This window comes from Pseudonocardia kongjuensis (assembly GCF_039526905.1).
In the GTDB taxonomy this organism is placed as follows: domain Bacteria; phylum Actinomycetota; class Actinomycetes; order Mycobacteriales; family Pseudonocardiaceae; genus Pseudonocardia; species Pseudonocardia kongjuensis.
On sequence record NZ_BAAAJK010000003.1, the window covers coordinates 185,903 to 200,939 of the forward strand.

The window sequence follows — 15,037 nt, forward strand, 5'->3', positions numbered from 1 at the left end:
GCGAGGGCGTCAGTCCACCGGCTTCAGATCGAAGTCGATGTACTCGGCGGCGTCCTCGGGGTTGGCGAACATGATCGTCTTGTCGTCCAGGTGGACCATGCGCCCGTAGTGGGTCGACATGTTCTCCTCGAACTCGGCCGCGTCGAACCAGCCCTCTTCCTGGCCGGCCTCCTCGTCCATCTCGGCGTAGTCGACCTCGAACTTGCCGACCCCGTCGACCCGGATCATCGAGGGCAGGTGCTGGACGGTGACGTTGTCCTGACGGTCCAGGACGGTCGCCATGATGGCGCCGATCTGGTTGTTCATCAGGGTGAAGCCACACATGTTCGACGCGGTGCTGTCCTGCTTGAACGGCGAGTCGGTGCTCGTCATCACTGCTTCAGCTCCTCGGGGACGTCGAGACCGAGATCGGCGCAGATCCCGGCGAAGCGGTTCTTGGCACGGTCGAGGGAGTCCTCGAACGTCGGCGGCTTCGAGTCGGACTGCGACCACATCGGCTGCATCTGCCGGGCCGCCTCCAGCGCCTGCGGCACGTAGGTCCGCAGCCAGCCGTTGAACAGCTCCCGGTTGTGGTCGGCGAACTCCTTGTCCCGCACCAGCGGCGCGAAACAGGCGATCGACCAGCGCAGGTCCCGCTGCGCGTAGTCGTACTCGCCGGCCCCCATCACCGTCGGGGTGACGAAGTCGCCGTTGGTGGCGGCGGACTGCATCACCAGGTTCGACCGGAACAGCTCCCCGACCAGCGGCTCGAAGATGCAGTTCGTCGCGAAGATGGCCTCGCCCCAGTCGTCCTGGACAGCGGTGAGGGCCTCGGTCAGCCTCCGGGCGCCCTGCCACTCCGGCGCGTTGTCCCACGCGTCGAGGTGGGCCCGGCCGTCGAACCCGTCGATCTCCTCGGAGAGCGTCAGGTTGTAGAGCGCGAGGTCCTGGGCGAACCGGATCTTGCGGGTGGAGTTCGCTGCGAGCGCCGTGTTGTGCATGTTGGTCGGCGCGGACCGCTCGTTCGCGGCGAACACGTACAGCCCCAGGACGTGCTCGATGTGCATCCAGGCACCGACGTTGCGCTCGACGAAGCGCGTCCAGTTCGTGTTCCAGAGCTCGAACGCCTTGCCGTTGCGGGCGTTCTCGATGTTCTGGGTGAGCTGGCGGACGACGTTCGCGTTGTACCGGTAGAGGGACTGCTCCCATTCCTCGTTCGGGTCACGGAACTCGTGCCAGCCGTGGGCCGGCCAGTTCTTGACGGTCAGGCCGCCGGTGCCGATCCCGCGCTGCGGCTCGGGCTCGTCGACGCCCCACGCCTTCAGCTTGGTCCAGTGCAGCGGGTAGCCGCCCTCGCCGTTGGCGAAGCCGTAGATCCAGCCCTGTGTGAGGTAGTGCCGCGGGTCCGGCTGGACCTCGACGGTGGTGTCCTCGTACACGGTCTGCTTGCGCTTCGCCGGGCTGTAGTAGTTGTAGCGGCGCGCGTTCGAACTCGAGTCGGGAAACTCGCGGGCCCCGGCCTCGGCGTCGGTGAAGACAGGCTTGGGAACGCTGCGCTGCGAACCGGACGTCGCGTCGTCCGTGGTGGTGGACTGTGTCATGAGAGTCCGTCCTCGCCTTCTTGCTCACCGGTCGTGGTGAACTTGTCGTAGAAGATGTTGTCCTCGCTCACACCGAGTTGGGTCAGCGTCGCGATGGCCGCGTCGACCATCGGTGGCGGACCGCAGACGTAGGCATCGGCTCCTTTCAGATCGGGCTCGTTCTTCCTGACCACATCGGTGATCAGCCCCGTCTCGCCGGCCCAGTCGCCGTCGGAGCCGTCCGGTTCGGACAGCGCCGGCACGAAACGGAAGTCGGTGAGCTGCGGTGCGAGATCGGCGAGCTCCTTCTCGAAGCAGAGGTCCTTCGACGTGCGGGCGCCGTAGTAGAAGGTCGCCTGCCGCTCCACCCCGCCCTCGGCCATCGCGCGGAGCAGGCCCAGCACGGGAGCCATCCCGGCCCCACCGCCGACGAAGATCAGCCGCGAGCTGCGGTTCTGCCGCAGGGTGAAGGTGCCGAACGGGGCCTCGACGTCGAGCCGGTCGCCGGGCTTGGCCGTCTCGTCGAGCCAGGTGCCGAACAGGCCGCCCGGGTAGACCTTGATCACGAACTCGAACAGGCCGTCCCGGTTGGGCGTGTTCGCCATCGAGAACGAGCGGCTCTCGTCGGTGCCGGGGCAGACCAGGTCCATGTACTGCCCCGGGAAGAACTTGATCTCGCTCGGCTCGACCAGCTTGACCGTCAGGTGCCGCATGTCGTGGGTGACTCTCTCGACCGACACCACCTCGACCGCACCCTTGGTGAGTGGCAGCCCGGACCGGATGATCTCCTCGTCGTAGTTGAGGAGCTCGATCACCAGGTCCTCGTACGCGTGCGCCCGGCAGAGGAGCGTCGAGCCCTCCTCCTTCTCGTAGTCCGGCAGCGCGAACGTCGAGTAGCTGTCGTACTCGATGTCCTCGCCCTCGAGGACGAACGACTTGCAGGCCGCGCACTGGCCTTCCTTGCAGCCGTGCATGAGCTGGACACCCTGCTCGGCGGCCGCGCGCAGGATGTTCTGGTCCTCGTCGACCTCGATCTCGATACCGACCGGTTCGAACCGCACGACGTGTTTGTCACCCACGGTCTACGGACCACCTCTCTTGCGTGAACAACACCGCGACATTGGTGTGAGAAAAGCGACGAATCGGACAAGTGAGCACGCGCAGGACCCCGCCGTCCCACCAGGGGACGGCCGGGTTGACCCGGCCGGGGAAGACGACCCCCCGGCCGGGCCGCGGAGAGAGGGCCCCGCTATGGACTAGCGGGATCCCTCCCCCCTCGCCTGACCCGCGCTCAGGCGTCGGTGGGCGCGGGGCGACCGGCCGGCCCCTGGCGGTTGTAGTCCGCCACGAACGCTTCGCGCTCGGAGTCGCTCATCTCGTTGAGGATGACGTTGGGGCTCGCCAGGTGCGGCATCCGCCGCATGTGGTCGAGCGTCCACATCTTCTTCGGGTCGAGATCCAGGTGCGGCTGGGCGGTCAGGGTCTTGCCGTCGTCCCGGACGAAGCCCATGTCCTGGATGACGTCCGCCCAGTTCCAACCGTGGTAGAGCGTCTCCCACTCGCGGTGACCCACGAGCTTGCCCATGTTCGGGGTCTCGCGACCCTGGTACACGGGACGGAACGCCTCGGCGTCGGTCCAGCGGCAGACCTCGTGGCAGTACGTCCGCCACTGGCCGTCCACCTTGTCGACGACCATGTCCTCGCGCACCAGACACGGCACCATGCAGGTCCAGCACCGGTGCGGGTACACGTAGTCGACGTCCTCGGCGACGATCGCGTGGTGACCGTTCGGCTTGGCAAGGCGGTTGTAGTTCTCCCACCACTTGCCGTACCGGTCGTACCAACCCGGGTACTTGTACTCGAACCACTCGAAGTCGGTGTCGGTCATGCCGTCGATCCGCCAGTAGTTGGCGCACCAACCGGTGGCGAAGAACTGCGCGACCTCGTGGACGTAGCCCTTGTTCCAGATCTGGTTCCAGGACTCCTCGACCAGGTCGTGCGGGATGACCAGGCCGTACTTCTCCAGCGGCAGCAGGTACGAGCGGTAGTAGTCGTCGTAGATCCAGCGACGCCACATCTCCGCGTAGGACTCGCGGTCCTTACGGCGGTCCTTCGTGCCGTACTCGATGAAGGTACCGATCGCGGCGTCGACCACCCGGTGGTTGTTCCACCAGGCGTACCGCAGGTCACGCTCGAGCAGCTGGCGGTTGTCCTCGTCGGACAGCGCCATCAGCAGCGTGGCGTAACCGTTCGAGATGTGCCGCGACTCGTCGGACTGCACCGAGTGGAAGACCGTCGGCAGCAGGTAGTCACCGTTTGCCGCCGCCTCCGCCGGCATCGCCACGAACAGGGTGTTCGTGAACGCGGTCTCCGCGACGATGGTCAGGTAGATCGACGCCGCGGTGATCGCGTCACCGGTGATGAACCCCTCGGCGAACTGACGGCCGATCGTGCCGGCGTAGTCCGACTGGAAGTTCCGCAGCGAGTTGTTGAACCCCGCCGGGTCGATGTAGTTGTTCATGTACAGGCGCTTGAGGTTCTGCTGGATCGTGCTGTGCCGAACCTCGTCGATCATCTGGATCGCCTGGCCGTTGTGCAGCTCCGGGTTCGGAACCACGTGGAACAGCATCGGCATCGACCGCGCCGCCGAGATCTCCGGCAGCGGGATGATCGACAGGAAGAGCTTCTGCCACTCCAGCCAGCGCTCCTGCACCTGCCGGAACATGTTGCCGCGAATGGCGCCGTCCTGGGCACCGTAGACGCGGTGGTCCTTCTCCTCCTCCATCGGGAAGTACGAGCGCAGGACCTGCTTGAGCGGGTCCTTCTTCGCCGCCTTCTTGAAGGTGTAGTCGGTTCCGTACTTCATGTACGGCTCGTGGTACTGCGGCTCCCAGGAAAGCTCCTGGATCTTCTGGTGAGCCTTTGCCAAGCTCTGCCGACTCACGTCGTCTCCTCACGGTGGTGGGTGGTGGTCGGATTCGGTCCAACCGGTCGTGCGTCGATCGCGGCGGCCGCCGGTGCATGCGCCCCGCGGGTCCCCGAGTCCTTCCGGGGAGAGCGCCTGTCGTACGGGTCCGCCTCGCCCGACCGCCGGACCACGGGGCGAGCGCGGGTGCCCCGGGTGGAGATCGGTCACGGGACCTGCAGCGGCCGGGGGGCGCGAGTGGATCCCGCGGCTCCGGTGCCGTTCATCCCGTGCTGCGAATCACACCGGCTCCGCAGGGGGTCGGAGGTCTCAATATGAGACGCTGCAGAACGGTCACGTCTGGTGATCTTGCTCTCACGGCGCGTACCGTCGTCGTCACACCTTCTTCCGGAGCAGGTCACCGCTGCTCAGCCCTCGGTTGCGGGGTGTGGTTCCCGATCACGACGCAGGCGAGGAGGCCATCCGTGACATCCCTGCCCGATGGTGCGCAGGGCGGTACCGGATCAGGGCGGACCACCGCCCCGCACAGCCCCGGTAGCGGCCACGCGAGTGCTCTCGTCGCAACGGAACGGGTGGCGGCGGCGCGGGAGGCCTTCCTGCACCGCGACGCCGTGGCCCCCGAGTCGGTCCGCGCCCCGATCCTGGCCTCCTGGATCCGGTCCCGCGACATGGATGTCCCGGCCGATTCGATCGACCTCGCCGAGCTGGACTGCGAGACCGACGGGCCGCTGGCCAGGGCCGCGACACCGATCGTGGCCGAGCTCGCGGACCAGTTCGCCACCGAGCCGGTCAGCCTGATCCTGTGCGACCACGACGGCGTCGTCCTCGACCGCCGCACCGGTGACTCGGCGCTGCGCCAGCACCTGGATCGGGTGTGGCTGGCGCCGGGCTTCTCCTACGCCGAGCGGCACGTCGGCACGAACGGGATCGGCACCGCACTGGAGGGGCGCCGGCCGACCGCGGTCTTCGGGCACGAACACTTCGTCGAGCACCTGGAGGACCTGGCCTGCGCTGGCGCGCCGATCCGGCACCCGGTGACCGGGAAGATCCTCGGCGTGGTCGACCTGACGGGCTGGCGGAGGGAGGCCAACTCGCTGATGATGGCGACGGCGGCGACCACCGCCCGCCGGATCGAGGAGGCGTTGCTGGCCGCCTCCGGGCGGCACGAGCTGACCCTGCTGCACGACTACCTCGCCGCTGTCCAGCGGGCCGGGAACACCGCGGTGCTCGCCGTGGGCGACGACCTGGTGATGATGAACGACCGGGCCCGCGAGCTGATCGCGCCGTCGGACCAGGTCCCGCTGCTGGCCGGGGCCACCGAGGCGCTGCGCTCCGGGCGCAGCCGCCAGCTCGTCGTCGACCTGCCCAGCGGCGCGACCGCCAGGGTGCAGTGCCGTCCGAGCTGGGCCGAGAGCGACGGGTCCTCGGGCGGGGTGCTCCAGGTGACACTGACCCACCGGGAGGCGCCCGGCCCCCGCGGCTCGCACCCGACAATCACCACGGCGCTGCCGACCGCGGTCGGCTCCGGCGCGCTGTGGACCAAGTGCGCCCAGTCCGTCGACCGGCACCTGCGCAAGAACGAGTGGGTGGTGCTGGAGGGCGAACCGGGATCGGGCCGGACCACCCTCGCCCGGGCCACCCACCACCTGCACTCCCCCGCCGGGCACGTGCGGGTGCTGGACGCCGCCGACTTCTCGCCGCGCTGGCTGGCCGAGGTCACCGACGAGCTGGCCGGCGGCAGCGGCACGCTGGTGCTCCGCGAGGTCGACACGCTCCCGCCGGCCGCCGCGACCGCGCTGACCGAGGCGCTGGAGCCGCAGCGCGAGTCCACCGACCACGAGCGCCCCTGGGTGGTCGCCACCCGCGGCCCGGCGCCCGACGGCGGCACCGACAGCCCGGAGCTGACCGCACTGCTCGGCGCCTTCCCGCGGACCATCGAGGTCCCGCCGCTGCGCCACCACGTGGAGGACGTCGCCGAGCTCGTCCCGTACCTGCTGGCCCGGCTGACCCGCGGGGCCGACCTGACCTGCTCGCCGGAGGCGCTGCGGGTGCTGATGCGCAACCGGTGGCCGGGCAACGTCGACCAGCTCTACCAGGTCCTGCGCAAGGTCGTCGCCCGCCGCCGCACCGGGGTGATCCGGGTCGAGGACCTGCCGCCGGAGACCAGGGCGCTGACCCGCCGGGTGCTGACGCCGCTGGAATCGATCGAGTGCGACGCCATCGTCGACGCGCTGCTCGACGCCGACGGCAACAAGGCCGAGGCGGCGCGGCGGCTCGGGATGAGCCGGGCCACGATCTACCGCAAGATCCGCGGCTACGGGATCGCGATGCCCGAGGGCGTGTCGGCCTCCGGGTAGCCTGCGCGGTATGTCCGATCCGGCCCGGCGCAACCCGCTCGTGCGGGCGCTGACGTTCCCGGCGGGCACCCCGCCGCCGCTGCTGCTGATGGTCCTGCTCAGCAGCACGATGGTCGGGGTGTTCTTCGTGCCGCTGACCCTGCCCGCGGGGACGCCGGTCTGGATCCGGTCGCTCGTCGGGATGCTGGTGGTGTTCGGGCTGATGGTGGCGACCGCGGCGCTGCTCCGGCGGGCCGTGGCCCGCGGCCGGGAACGGGGGCGGGCCTCGTGAGCGGGGCCGGCACGTCCGGGACCGGCTGCGCGCTCGGCCGGATCTTCGGCCTGCCCGACGAGGTGCCCGGCTGGCAGCGGGTGCTCGTCGGCATCGGCTCGGCCGTGCTGGTGCTGGTCGCGGTGGTGGCGCTGGCCCCGGCCGGGACCCCCGCCTGGGCGTACGCCCTGGTCGGCTGGCTCGGCGTCCTCGGGCTGGGCGCCGCGGCCTCGGCACTGCTGCGCCGCTTCCATCCGGCGGTGCGCCGGGCGGACGACGACCGCACCGGCTGACCTCCCGGTGGGTGCGCGATCCGGGATGTTGATCTACCGTCGCTCCGCATGGAACCGGACACCCCGTCGCCGTGGCCGGACTCCGCCTTTCCCGCGGACCCCTATCCCGGCGCCCGCCCGGGCGTCTCGTTCGTCCACGACGACGGCCTGACCCACCCGGTCACCGCCGATCCCGGCGCGCCGTCCGGCCGGCTCGTCGCCGGTCGCTGCCTCGACGGGTGGCTCGCCGAGCGGGGCGCGGCCCCGCTGGCCGGGCGGGTCCCGGTGCTGGCCTACGGATCGAACGCGAACCCGTCGAAGATCAGCTGGATGCGGGCGCACCGCGGGCTCACCGGGCCGGTCGTCGCGCTGCGGGTCCGGGCGGAGGGACTGGCCGCGGTGTGGTCGGCCGGCCGCCGGGTGGTGGACGACCAGCGTCCGGCCACCCTCGCCGCGGTCCCCGGCGCCGTGGAGGAGCACGTCGTCTGGCTGGCCGCACCGGAGCAGTTCAGCGCGCTCGACGCCGTCGAGGGACGGTCCGCCGAGCCGCCCCGCTACCGGCTGGCCCGGATCGCCACCGGCTCGGTCACCGTCCCCGGGACCGGGGAGGTGCTGGACCGGCCCTTCGCCTACGTCGCCCCCGAGCGGCCCACCGGCGATCCGCGCACCGACCGGCGCCCGCTGCTGGTCGACGGCGGCCCGGTGCGGTGCGCACAGCTCGGCCAGGCCGGGGCGGCGGCGCTGACCGGCGAGCCGGGCGCCGACGGGCTGGACGCCGGGACGGTGACCGGCCGGCCCGAGCCGGACGCCTGGCCGTCCCGGGTGTTCGTCTACGGATCGCTGATGCCCGGTCAGCGCGCCTGGCCGCTGGCCCGCGAGCACGCCGACCCGCACGTGCTGCCGCGGCCCGCGTTCCTGCCGGCCGGCAGCGTCGCCGACACCGGGCACGGCTATCCGGCGCTGAGCCTGGACGGCGGCACCGGGGTGCCCGGCTACGTCGTCGAGCTCGCCGATCCGGTGACCGCGCTGCCGGCGCTGGACGGTTACGAGGGACCGGAGTACGAGCGGATCCGGGTGGTGCTCGACGACGGCGCCGTCTGCTGGGCGTGGCTGTGGACGGCCGCCCGGGACGGGCACGTGCCGCTGCCCGGCGGCTGGGCGGCACTGCGCTGAACCGGCGCCGGGCCCGCCCCCGGCCTGCGGGGACGGGCCCGGCCCGGTGCCGGCGGACGGCTCAGGCGCGCGCCCTGGCGGCCTGCTTCGCCTCGTGCTCGGCCAGCCCCGGCAGCTCCCGGCCGCTCAGCGACGATCCCTTCGTCTCGATCACGAAGTAGAGCGCGACCAGCCCGACGAGCGAGGCGCCCATCATGAAGTAGGCCGGGATCAGCAGGTCCCCGGTGGACTCCACGAGCGCCTCGCTGGCGACCGGCGCCCAGCCACCGAAGATCGCCGTCGCCACGTTGTAGGAGATCGCCATCCCGGCGAACCGGACGTGCGTCGGGAACATCGCCGGGAACGTCGCCGAGATGGTGCCCAGCTGCAGCGCGTAGACCAGGCCCAGCACGGTGAACCCGACCACCGCCCAGCCGAAGCTGACGCCCATCAGCATGTACATCGGGATCGCCAGGACGAACACGCCGGTCATCGAGATCAGCCAGCAGGGTTTGCGCCCGATCCGGTCGGACAGCGATCCCGCCATCGGGATGAAGACCATCATCAGCGCGCCACCGAGCACGCCGACCAGGGTGGCGTCGTCGGCGTTCATCCCGATCGTGCCCTGCAGGTAGGTCGGCATGTAGGTGAGCAGCACGTAGTTGGTCACGTTCAGCGCGATGACCAGGCCGAAGAGGGTGACGATCGGCTTGCGGTAGTCGACCAGCAGTCGCTTGAGCGCCCCGGTGGCCGCGGTCTCGGCCTGCCCGCTCTCCTCCAGCTCGCGGAACACCGGGGTGTCCTCGAGCTTGCTCCGGATGTACAGACCGATCAGCGCCAGCGGCAGCGCCAGCATGAACGGGATCCGCCAGCCCCAGCTGGTCATCGCGTCGTCGCCGATCGCGGCGGTCAGGCCGAAGACGACCAGCGCGGCCAGGGTGAGGCCGGCCATCGTGCCGAACTCGAGGAAGCTGCCCCAGAAACCGCGCTTGCGGTCCGGGGAGTACTCGGCCATGAACGTCGCGGCGCCGCCGTACTCGCCGCCGGTGGAGAAGCCCTGCACCACCCGCAGCAGGATCAGCAGGATCGGCGCGAGCACGCCGATCGTCTCGAAGGTCGGCAGGATGCCGATCAGGAAGGTGGCGACACCCATCAGGATGATCGTCATCGCCAGGACCTTCTGCCGGCCGATACGGTCGCCCAGCGGCCCCCACACGATCCCGCCGAGCGGGCGCAGCACGAACGAGACGGCGAGCCCGAGGAGCGCGAACAGCCGCTCGTAGTCACCCGGGAAGAAGTTCGAACCGATGATCACCGCGACGTATCCGTAGACGCCGTAGTCATACCATTCGGTGGCATTTCCGATCGCCGAGGCGGCGACCGCCCGGCGCAGGATCGACGGCTCCACCTCACCGTGTGTGCCCTGCTGACCGGGGTCGGCCGGAACCGAGGACATTCGATACACCCCCAATACCGAAATACGTTCCGCAACTCGGGGACATATTTCGTTACACAATCGACATATTCTCGGACATTGCGCGGCCGGGAGCTTACAGAGCGAAATCCGGAACTGCTACCCCGCGCAACGATCACGCCCGGCCGGGCCGGGGGCGGCCGGTGTAGCGTCCCCGGCGTGCTGGCGATCGACGGGCTCGCCAAGCGGTTCGGCACCGCGACGGCCCTGCAGGACGTGACGTTCGAGGTACGGCCCGGGGAGCTGTTCGGCTTCGTCGGCGGCAACGGCGCCGGCAAGACCACCACGATGCGGATCGTGCTCGGCGTGCTCGACGCGGACGCCGGATCGGTGTCGTGGCAGGGCTCACCGGTGGACGCGGAGGTCCGCCGCCGGATCGGCTACCTGCCGGAGGAGCGCGGCCTCTACCCGAAGATGCGGGTCGTCGAGCAGCTCGTCTACCTGGCCCGGCTGCACGGCGTGCCGCGGGCGGCCGCGGTCGCCGCCGCCGAGCACTGGACCGGGCGGCTCGGCCTCGCCCGGCGCCGCGGCGACGAGGTCCAGAAGCTCTCGCTGGGCAACCAGCAGCGGGTGCAGCTGTGCGCCGCGCTGGTGCACGACCCGGACGTCCTGGTGCTCGACGAGCCGTTCTCCGGGCTGGACCCGGCCGCCGTCGACACGATGAGCGACGTGCTGCGCGAGCGGGCGGCGGCCGGCACCCCGGTGATCTTCTCCTCGCACCAGCTGGAGCTGGTGGAGCGGCTCTGCGACCGGGTCGGGATCATCTCCGCCGGCCGGATGGTCGCGGTCGGCTCGGTCCGCGAGCTGCGCTCCGGCGGCGGCGACCGCTACGACGTGACCGGGCCGCCGCCCGGCTGGGCGGACGGGCTGCCCGGCGTGACGGTGCTGGAGAGCGCGGGCGACCGGACCCGCGTCGAGCTCGCCCCCGGCGCCGACGACCAGGAGCTGCTCTCCGCCGCGCTGGCCGCCGGGCCGGTGCGCGCGTTCGGGCCGTACCTGCCGCCGCTGACCGAGCTGTACCGCGACGCCGTCGCCGACCGGGTCCCCGGCGGTGCCGCCGCATGACCGGACCGGCCGCCACGATCGCCCTGGTCGCCCGCCGGGAGATCACCACCCAGGTCCGCTCGCGGACCTTCCTCGTCGGGCTGCTGCTGATGCTGCTGGTGTTCGGCGGCTACGGCGCGGTCTTCGCGTTCGTCGGCAGCCAGACCTCGGAGTCGTCGCTGGTGGTGCAGGGGCAGGCCGCCGAGCTGCGGGCGGACCTGCAGGCCGGCGCCGACCGGCGGGGCATGCAGCTGCGGCTCACCGAGGCCGGCGACCGGGCCACCGGGGAGTCGATGGTCCGCTCCGGCGAGGCCGACGCGATGCTCACCGGCGGGCCGGGCAGCCACCAGCTCGTCGGCCGCGACGACGTCGGCGCCGGACTGCGCGCACTGGTGACCGAGGTCGTCGAGCAGCGGATGGTGAACGACGCGCTGACCGCGGCCGGTGCCGATCCGGCGCAGGTCACGGCGCTGTCCGCGGTCGGCGTCCGCACCCTGGAGCCGGTGGACACCGAGCGCGGCCAGCGGATCGGCATCGCGCTGGCGGTGACCCTGCTGCTGTTCTTCTCGGTCACCGCCTACGGCGCCGCCGTGTCGCAGGGCGTGGTGGAGGAGAAGTCCAGCCGGGTCGTCGAGGTGCTGCTCGCCACCGTCCGGCCCGGCCACCTGCTCGCCGGGAAGGTGCTCGGGCTGGGCCTGGTCGGCCTGCTGCAGCTGCTGATCCTGGGCGGGATCGGGACGACGATCGCGCTCGCCACCGGCGTGCTCGCGGTGCCCGCGCTGCTGGTCGGGATGCTGCCGTCGATCCTCGCCTGGTACCTGGTCGGCTTCTTCCTCTTCGCGACGCTGTACGCGGCGGCCGGCGCGCTGGTGTCCCGGCAGGAGGAGCTCCAGTCGGTGACGGCCCCGATCGCGGTGCCGCTGCTGCTGCCGTTCCTGCTCGCGGTCGCGATCCTGCCGACCGACCCGCGGAACACGGTCGCGACGGTGCTGTCGTTCGTGCCGTTCTTCTCCCAGACGCTGATGCCGGCCCGGACCGCGCTGGGCGTGACCGCCTGGTGGGAGCCGCTGGTCGCGCTGCTGATCGCGCTGGCGGCGCTGGCCGGGATGGTGGCCCTCGCCGCGCGGGTCTACCGGAACTCGATCCTGCGGACCGGCGCCCGGGTGACCTGGCGGGAGGCGCTGCGGGTCACCCCCGGGCGTTCTTGACGAGCTCGTAGCGGTCCAGCGCGTCCTGCCGCTCGGCGCGGTGGTCCACCATCGGCTCCGGGTAGCCGTCCGGGATGCCGCCGGGCAGCTTCCACGGCTGGTGCACCGCCTTCCCGGCGATCCCGGCCAGCTCCGGCACCCAGTGCCGCACGTAGTCGCCGTCCGGGTCGAAGCGCTCCCCCTGGGTGATCGGGTTGAAGATCCGGAAGTACGGCGAGGCGTCCGTCCCGGAGCCGGCCGTCCACTGCCAACCGTGCTGGTTGGACGCCAGGTCGCCGTCCACCAGCAGCGTCATGAAGTGCCGGGCGCCCCACCACCACGGCAGGTGCAGGTCCTTCACCAGGAACGACGCGACGACCATCCGCAGCCGGTTGTGCATCCAGGCGGTGGCGCGCAGCTGGCGCATCCCGGCGTCGACGATCGGGAACCCGGTCCGGCCCTCGCGCCAGCGGTCGAAGTCGGCGTCGGCGGCCGTGCCGGTGCGCAGCGGCAGGTGGTCGAAGGCGGTGTCGTAGTTGCCCCGGGCCGAGTCCGGGCGCCGGTACAGCACGTCGGCGTAGAACTCGCGCCAGGCGATCTCGGTCCGGTAGGTCGACACCGAGTCGCCGCGCCGGCGCCCGAGATCGGCGAGCAGCGTGCGCGGGTGCACGCAGCCGTACTTCAGGTACGGCGACATGCCCGACGTGCCTGCCTTCGCCGGGACGTCGCGGTCCGGCCCGTAGCGCTGCACGGCGTCGTCGAGGAACTCCGCCCAGCGCGCCAGCGCGGCGCGCTCCCCCGGCTCCGGCAGCTCGGCGTCGCAGGGTTCGTCGTCCGGGATGCGGACCGCGCGCGGCCCGCCGTCCTTGTCCGCCGGGTCCAGCCAGGTGACGCTGGAGGCGTCGGTGGCGGCCGGGGCCCGCCAGCCGTGATCGGCCCAGGCCCGGCTGAACGGGGTGAACACCTTGAACGGCCCGCCGGTGCCCTTCTCCACCCGGCCGGGCGCGACCGCGTACGGCGAGCCGGTGCGCACCAGCTCGGCGCCGCCGTCGGCGAGCGCCGTCGCCACCCGCTCGTCCCGCTCGCGGCCGTAGGGCCCGAAGTCGGCGGCGACGTGCACCGTCGTCGCGCCGACCGCGGCCGCCACCCGCGGCACCACGTCGGCCGGGTCGCCCCGGACCACCAGCAGCCGCCCGCCGAGCGCCTCGTCGAGCTCGTGCAGGCAGCCGTACAGGAAGTTCGTCCGGGCCGCGCCGGAGGGCTTGAGCAGCGCCGGGTCCAGCACGAACAGCGCCAGCGCGCGATCGGCCGCGTCCGCGGCGGCGAGGAACGTGGGCTGGTCGGCGACCCGCAGGTCGCGCCGGAACCAGACGACAGCAGTGCTCGGCGCCATGACGGTCGACGCTAGCGAGACCTCGACGATCGCGCCCGGCGAACGGGCCACCGCTGCACGATCTGCGGGCCCAGCGGGTTGTGGTAGCCGGCGTCCCGCTGGAACAGCATGCCGCTGCCGCGTGGCCGGTCCGCGGGCGGTTCGACGTCGCGGACGTGCTCGAAGCCGAGGTTCTTGTAGTAGACGTGCAGGCCGTGGTTGGTGCGCCAGGCGTCGAGCCGCAGCAGCGTCCGGCCGCGCAGGCACGCGCGGCGTCCGGCCCAGTCGAGCATCGCCGATCCGATGCCTCGGCCGGCGGCGGAGCGGCGCACCGCCATCCGGTGCACGTAGAGCGCCGAGGCCGGATCGTCGGCCTGCTCCCAGAAGTCGGCGTCGGCGAACTCGTCGACCGTGATGGTCGCGACGTCGATCCCCCGGTCGGCGACGAGGAACAGGGTGTGCGCGGCGGCGTCCTGCTCGACCCGGGACCGGCGGCTCTCGAGGGGGACCTGCCACTGGTCGGTTCCGCAGGTGGCCAACCAGGTCGTCGCCTCGGCGAGGATGCCGAGGACGACGGGCACGTCGGCCGGGCCGGCCGGCCGGATCCGCGGCTCAGGCGTCGTCGTCGGGCCGGGTGCGGTCGAAGGTGATGATGTGCCGGTCCCCCGGCAGGACGTTGCGGACGACACGGACCACCCGATCTGCTGCGTCGAAGCCGGACACCAGGTGGACCGCGACCGGTGTGCCGGGAAGGATGTCCAGCCGCGACACCTCGTCGGGGGTCGGCATCTGGATGTAGATCTCGTCCCGGCAGCGGACCTGCTCGTGCCCGAGCTCGGCCAGGACCGTGTTGGCGCCGCGCGCGATGTCGACGGGCAGCAGGATGTCGGTGCCCTCGACGATCTCGCGGGGGTAGTAGCTGTCGTTGATCTGGTACGGGACGCCACCGAAGTAGCGGATCCGGCTCCGGACCGCGACGAACTCGCCGGTCTGCACCCCGAGCCGGGTCGCGACGACCTCGGGGGCCGGCTCCAGGCCGACCCGGATGGCCTGCGACGGGTCGTGCTCCGCCTCGGAACGGAGGAAGTGGTCCGCCTCCGGGTTCTCGACCGGCCTACCGAGATCGGCCTGCGGCCGGTAGACGTGCCGCCGCCGGGTCCGCACGAACGTCCCGACGCCGGTCTCGGACCGGACGAGTCCCTCTCCGGTGAGCGCCGACAGCGCAGACCGGATCGTGGTGCGCGACACCCCGAACTCCTGGATCAGCGCGGCCTCGCTGGGCAGCTTGCCCTGCTCACCGAACACGTCGCCCAGGATGCGGGCACGCAGCACCGTCGCGACGTGTTCGTGCTTCGCCGGGGACATGTCCCTCCTGTCATGACAGCTGTGACGGCAGACCGTACTCCGGGCGCGCGGTCGGCTACCGCAGGACCCCTCGCACGTT

The 15,037-nt window shown here is 71.5% G+C and carries 14 protein-coding genes; 6 read left to right on the plus strand and 8 right to left on the minus strand.

Annotation, left to right across the window (positions count from 1 at the left end; genetic code table 11):
* Window positions 1-9: 9 nt before the first annotated feature.
* The 4 genes from mimD to ABD160_RS03955 form a co-directional block, all read right to left on the minus strand.
* Window positions 10-372: a propane 2-monooxygenase effector subunit MimD gene (gene mimD, locus ABD160_RS03940; protein WP_344018286.1), complete on the minus strand. Its 363-nt coding sequence runs from the start codon at window positions 370-372 to the stop codon at window positions 10-12.
* Window positions 372-1,580, minus strand: coding sequence for a ferritin family protein (locus ABD160_RS03945; RefSeq protein WP_344018288.1), 1,209 nt, complete (start codon window positions 1,578-1,580; stop codon window positions 372-374). The genes mimD and ABD160_RS03945 overlap by 1 nt, the downstream gene beginning before the upstream one ends.
* Window positions 1,577-2,638, minus strand: coding sequence for an FAD-binding oxidoreductase (locus ABD160_RS03950; protein ID WP_344018290.1), 1,062 nt, complete (start codon window positions 2,636-2,638; stop codon window positions 1,577-1,579). Before ABD160_RS03950 ends, ABD160_RS03945 begins: the two co-directional genes overlap by 4 nt.
* Window positions 2,639-2,850: 212 nt before the next feature.
* A complete protein-coding gene (locus ABD160_RS03955) occupies window positions 2,851-4,488 on the minus strand; it encodes a ferritin family protein (RefSeq protein WP_166666025.1) in 1,638 nt (545 codons plus the stop codon).
* A 569-nt stretch (window positions 4,489-5,057) separates the two neighbouring features.
* Here ABD160_RS03955 and ABD160_RS03960 point away from each other — a divergent pair.
* Genes ABD160_RS03960 through ABD160_RS03975 form a run of 4 tightly spaced genes read left to right on the plus strand, consistent with a single transcriptional unit; the run spans window position 5,058 to window position 8,537 of the window.
* A complete protein-coding gene (locus tag ABD160_RS03960) occupies window positions 5,058-6,842 on the plus strand; it encodes a sigma-54-dependent Fis family transcriptional regulator (RefSeq protein WP_344018292.1) in 1,785 nt (594 codons plus the stop codon).
* 10 nt (window positions 6,843-6,852) lie between these two features.
* Window positions 6,853-7,113: a hypothetical protein gene (locus ABD160_RS03965; RefSeq protein ID WP_344018293.1), complete on the plus strand. Its 261-nt coding sequence runs from the start codon at window positions 6,853-6,855 to the stop codon at window positions 7,111-7,113.
* On the plus strand, window positions 7,110-7,385 hold the full coding sequence (locus ABD160_RS03970) for a hypothetical protein (protein WP_344018295.1): 276 nt from the start codon (window positions 7,110-7,112) through the stop codon (window positions 7,383-7,385). The genes ABD160_RS03965 and ABD160_RS03970 overlap by 4 nt, the downstream gene beginning before the upstream one ends.
* A gap of 48 nt (window positions 7,386-7,433) precedes the next feature.
* Entirely contained in the window at window positions 7,434-8,537 is a 1,104-nt protein-coding gene (locus ABD160_RS03975) for a gamma-glutamylcyclotransferase family protein (RefSeq protein WP_344018297.1), read from the plus strand.
* Window positions 8,538-8,598: 61 nt separating this feature from the next.
* Here ABD160_RS03975 and ABD160_RS03980 read toward each other — a convergent pair whose 3' ends face one another.
* Window positions 8,599-9,972, minus strand: coding sequence for an MFS transporter (locus ABD160_RS03980; protein ID WP_344018299.1), 1,374 nt, complete (start codon window positions 9,970-9,972; stop codon window positions 8,599-8,601).
* 177 nt (window positions 9,973-10,149) lie between these two features.
* On the opposite strand from ABD160_RS03980, the gene ABD160_RS03985 reads away from it, so the two are divergent.
* Entirely contained in the window at window positions 10,150-11,055 is a 906-nt protein-coding gene (locus ABD160_RS03985) for an ABC transporter ATP-binding protein (protein ID WP_344018301.1), read from the plus strand.
* Window positions 11,052-12,242: an ABC transporter permease gene (locus ABD160_RS03990; RefSeq protein ID WP_344018304.1), complete on the plus strand. Its 1,191-nt coding sequence runs from the start codon at window positions 11,052-11,054 to the stop codon at window positions 12,240-12,242. The genes ABD160_RS03985 and ABD160_RS03990 overlap by 4 nt, the downstream gene beginning before the upstream one ends.
* Here ABD160_RS03990 and ABD160_RS03995 read toward each other — a convergent pair.
* Genes ABD160_RS03995 through ABD160_RS04005 form a run of 3 tightly spaced genes read right to left on the minus strand, consistent with a single transcriptional unit; the run spans window position 12,223 to window position 14,958 of the window.
* Window positions 12,223-13,614, minus strand: a complete 1,392-nt coding sequence (locus ABD160_RS03995) for a cryptochrome/photolyase family protein (protein ID WP_344018383.1) — start codon at window positions 13,612-13,614, stop codon at window positions 12,223-12,225. The two genes, ABD160_RS03990 and ABD160_RS03995, sit on opposite strands and share 20 nt — an antisense overlap.
* An 11-nt stretch (window positions 13,615-13,625) precedes the next feature.
* Window positions 13,626-14,174 carry a GNAT family N-acetyltransferase gene (locus tag ABD160_RS04000; protein WP_344018306.1) on the minus strand — a complete coding sequence of 183 codons (549 nt, stop codon included), beginning with the start codon at window positions 14,172-14,174 and terminating at the stop codon, window positions 13,626-13,628.
* 31 nt (window positions 14,175-14,205) lie between these two features.
* On the minus strand, window positions 14,206-14,958 hold the full coding sequence (locus ABD160_RS04005) for a GntR family transcriptional regulator (RefSeq protein WP_344018308.1): 753 nt from the start codon (window positions 14,956-14,958) through the stop codon (window positions 14,206-14,208).
* Window positions 14,959-15,037 lie beyond the last annotated feature (79 nt).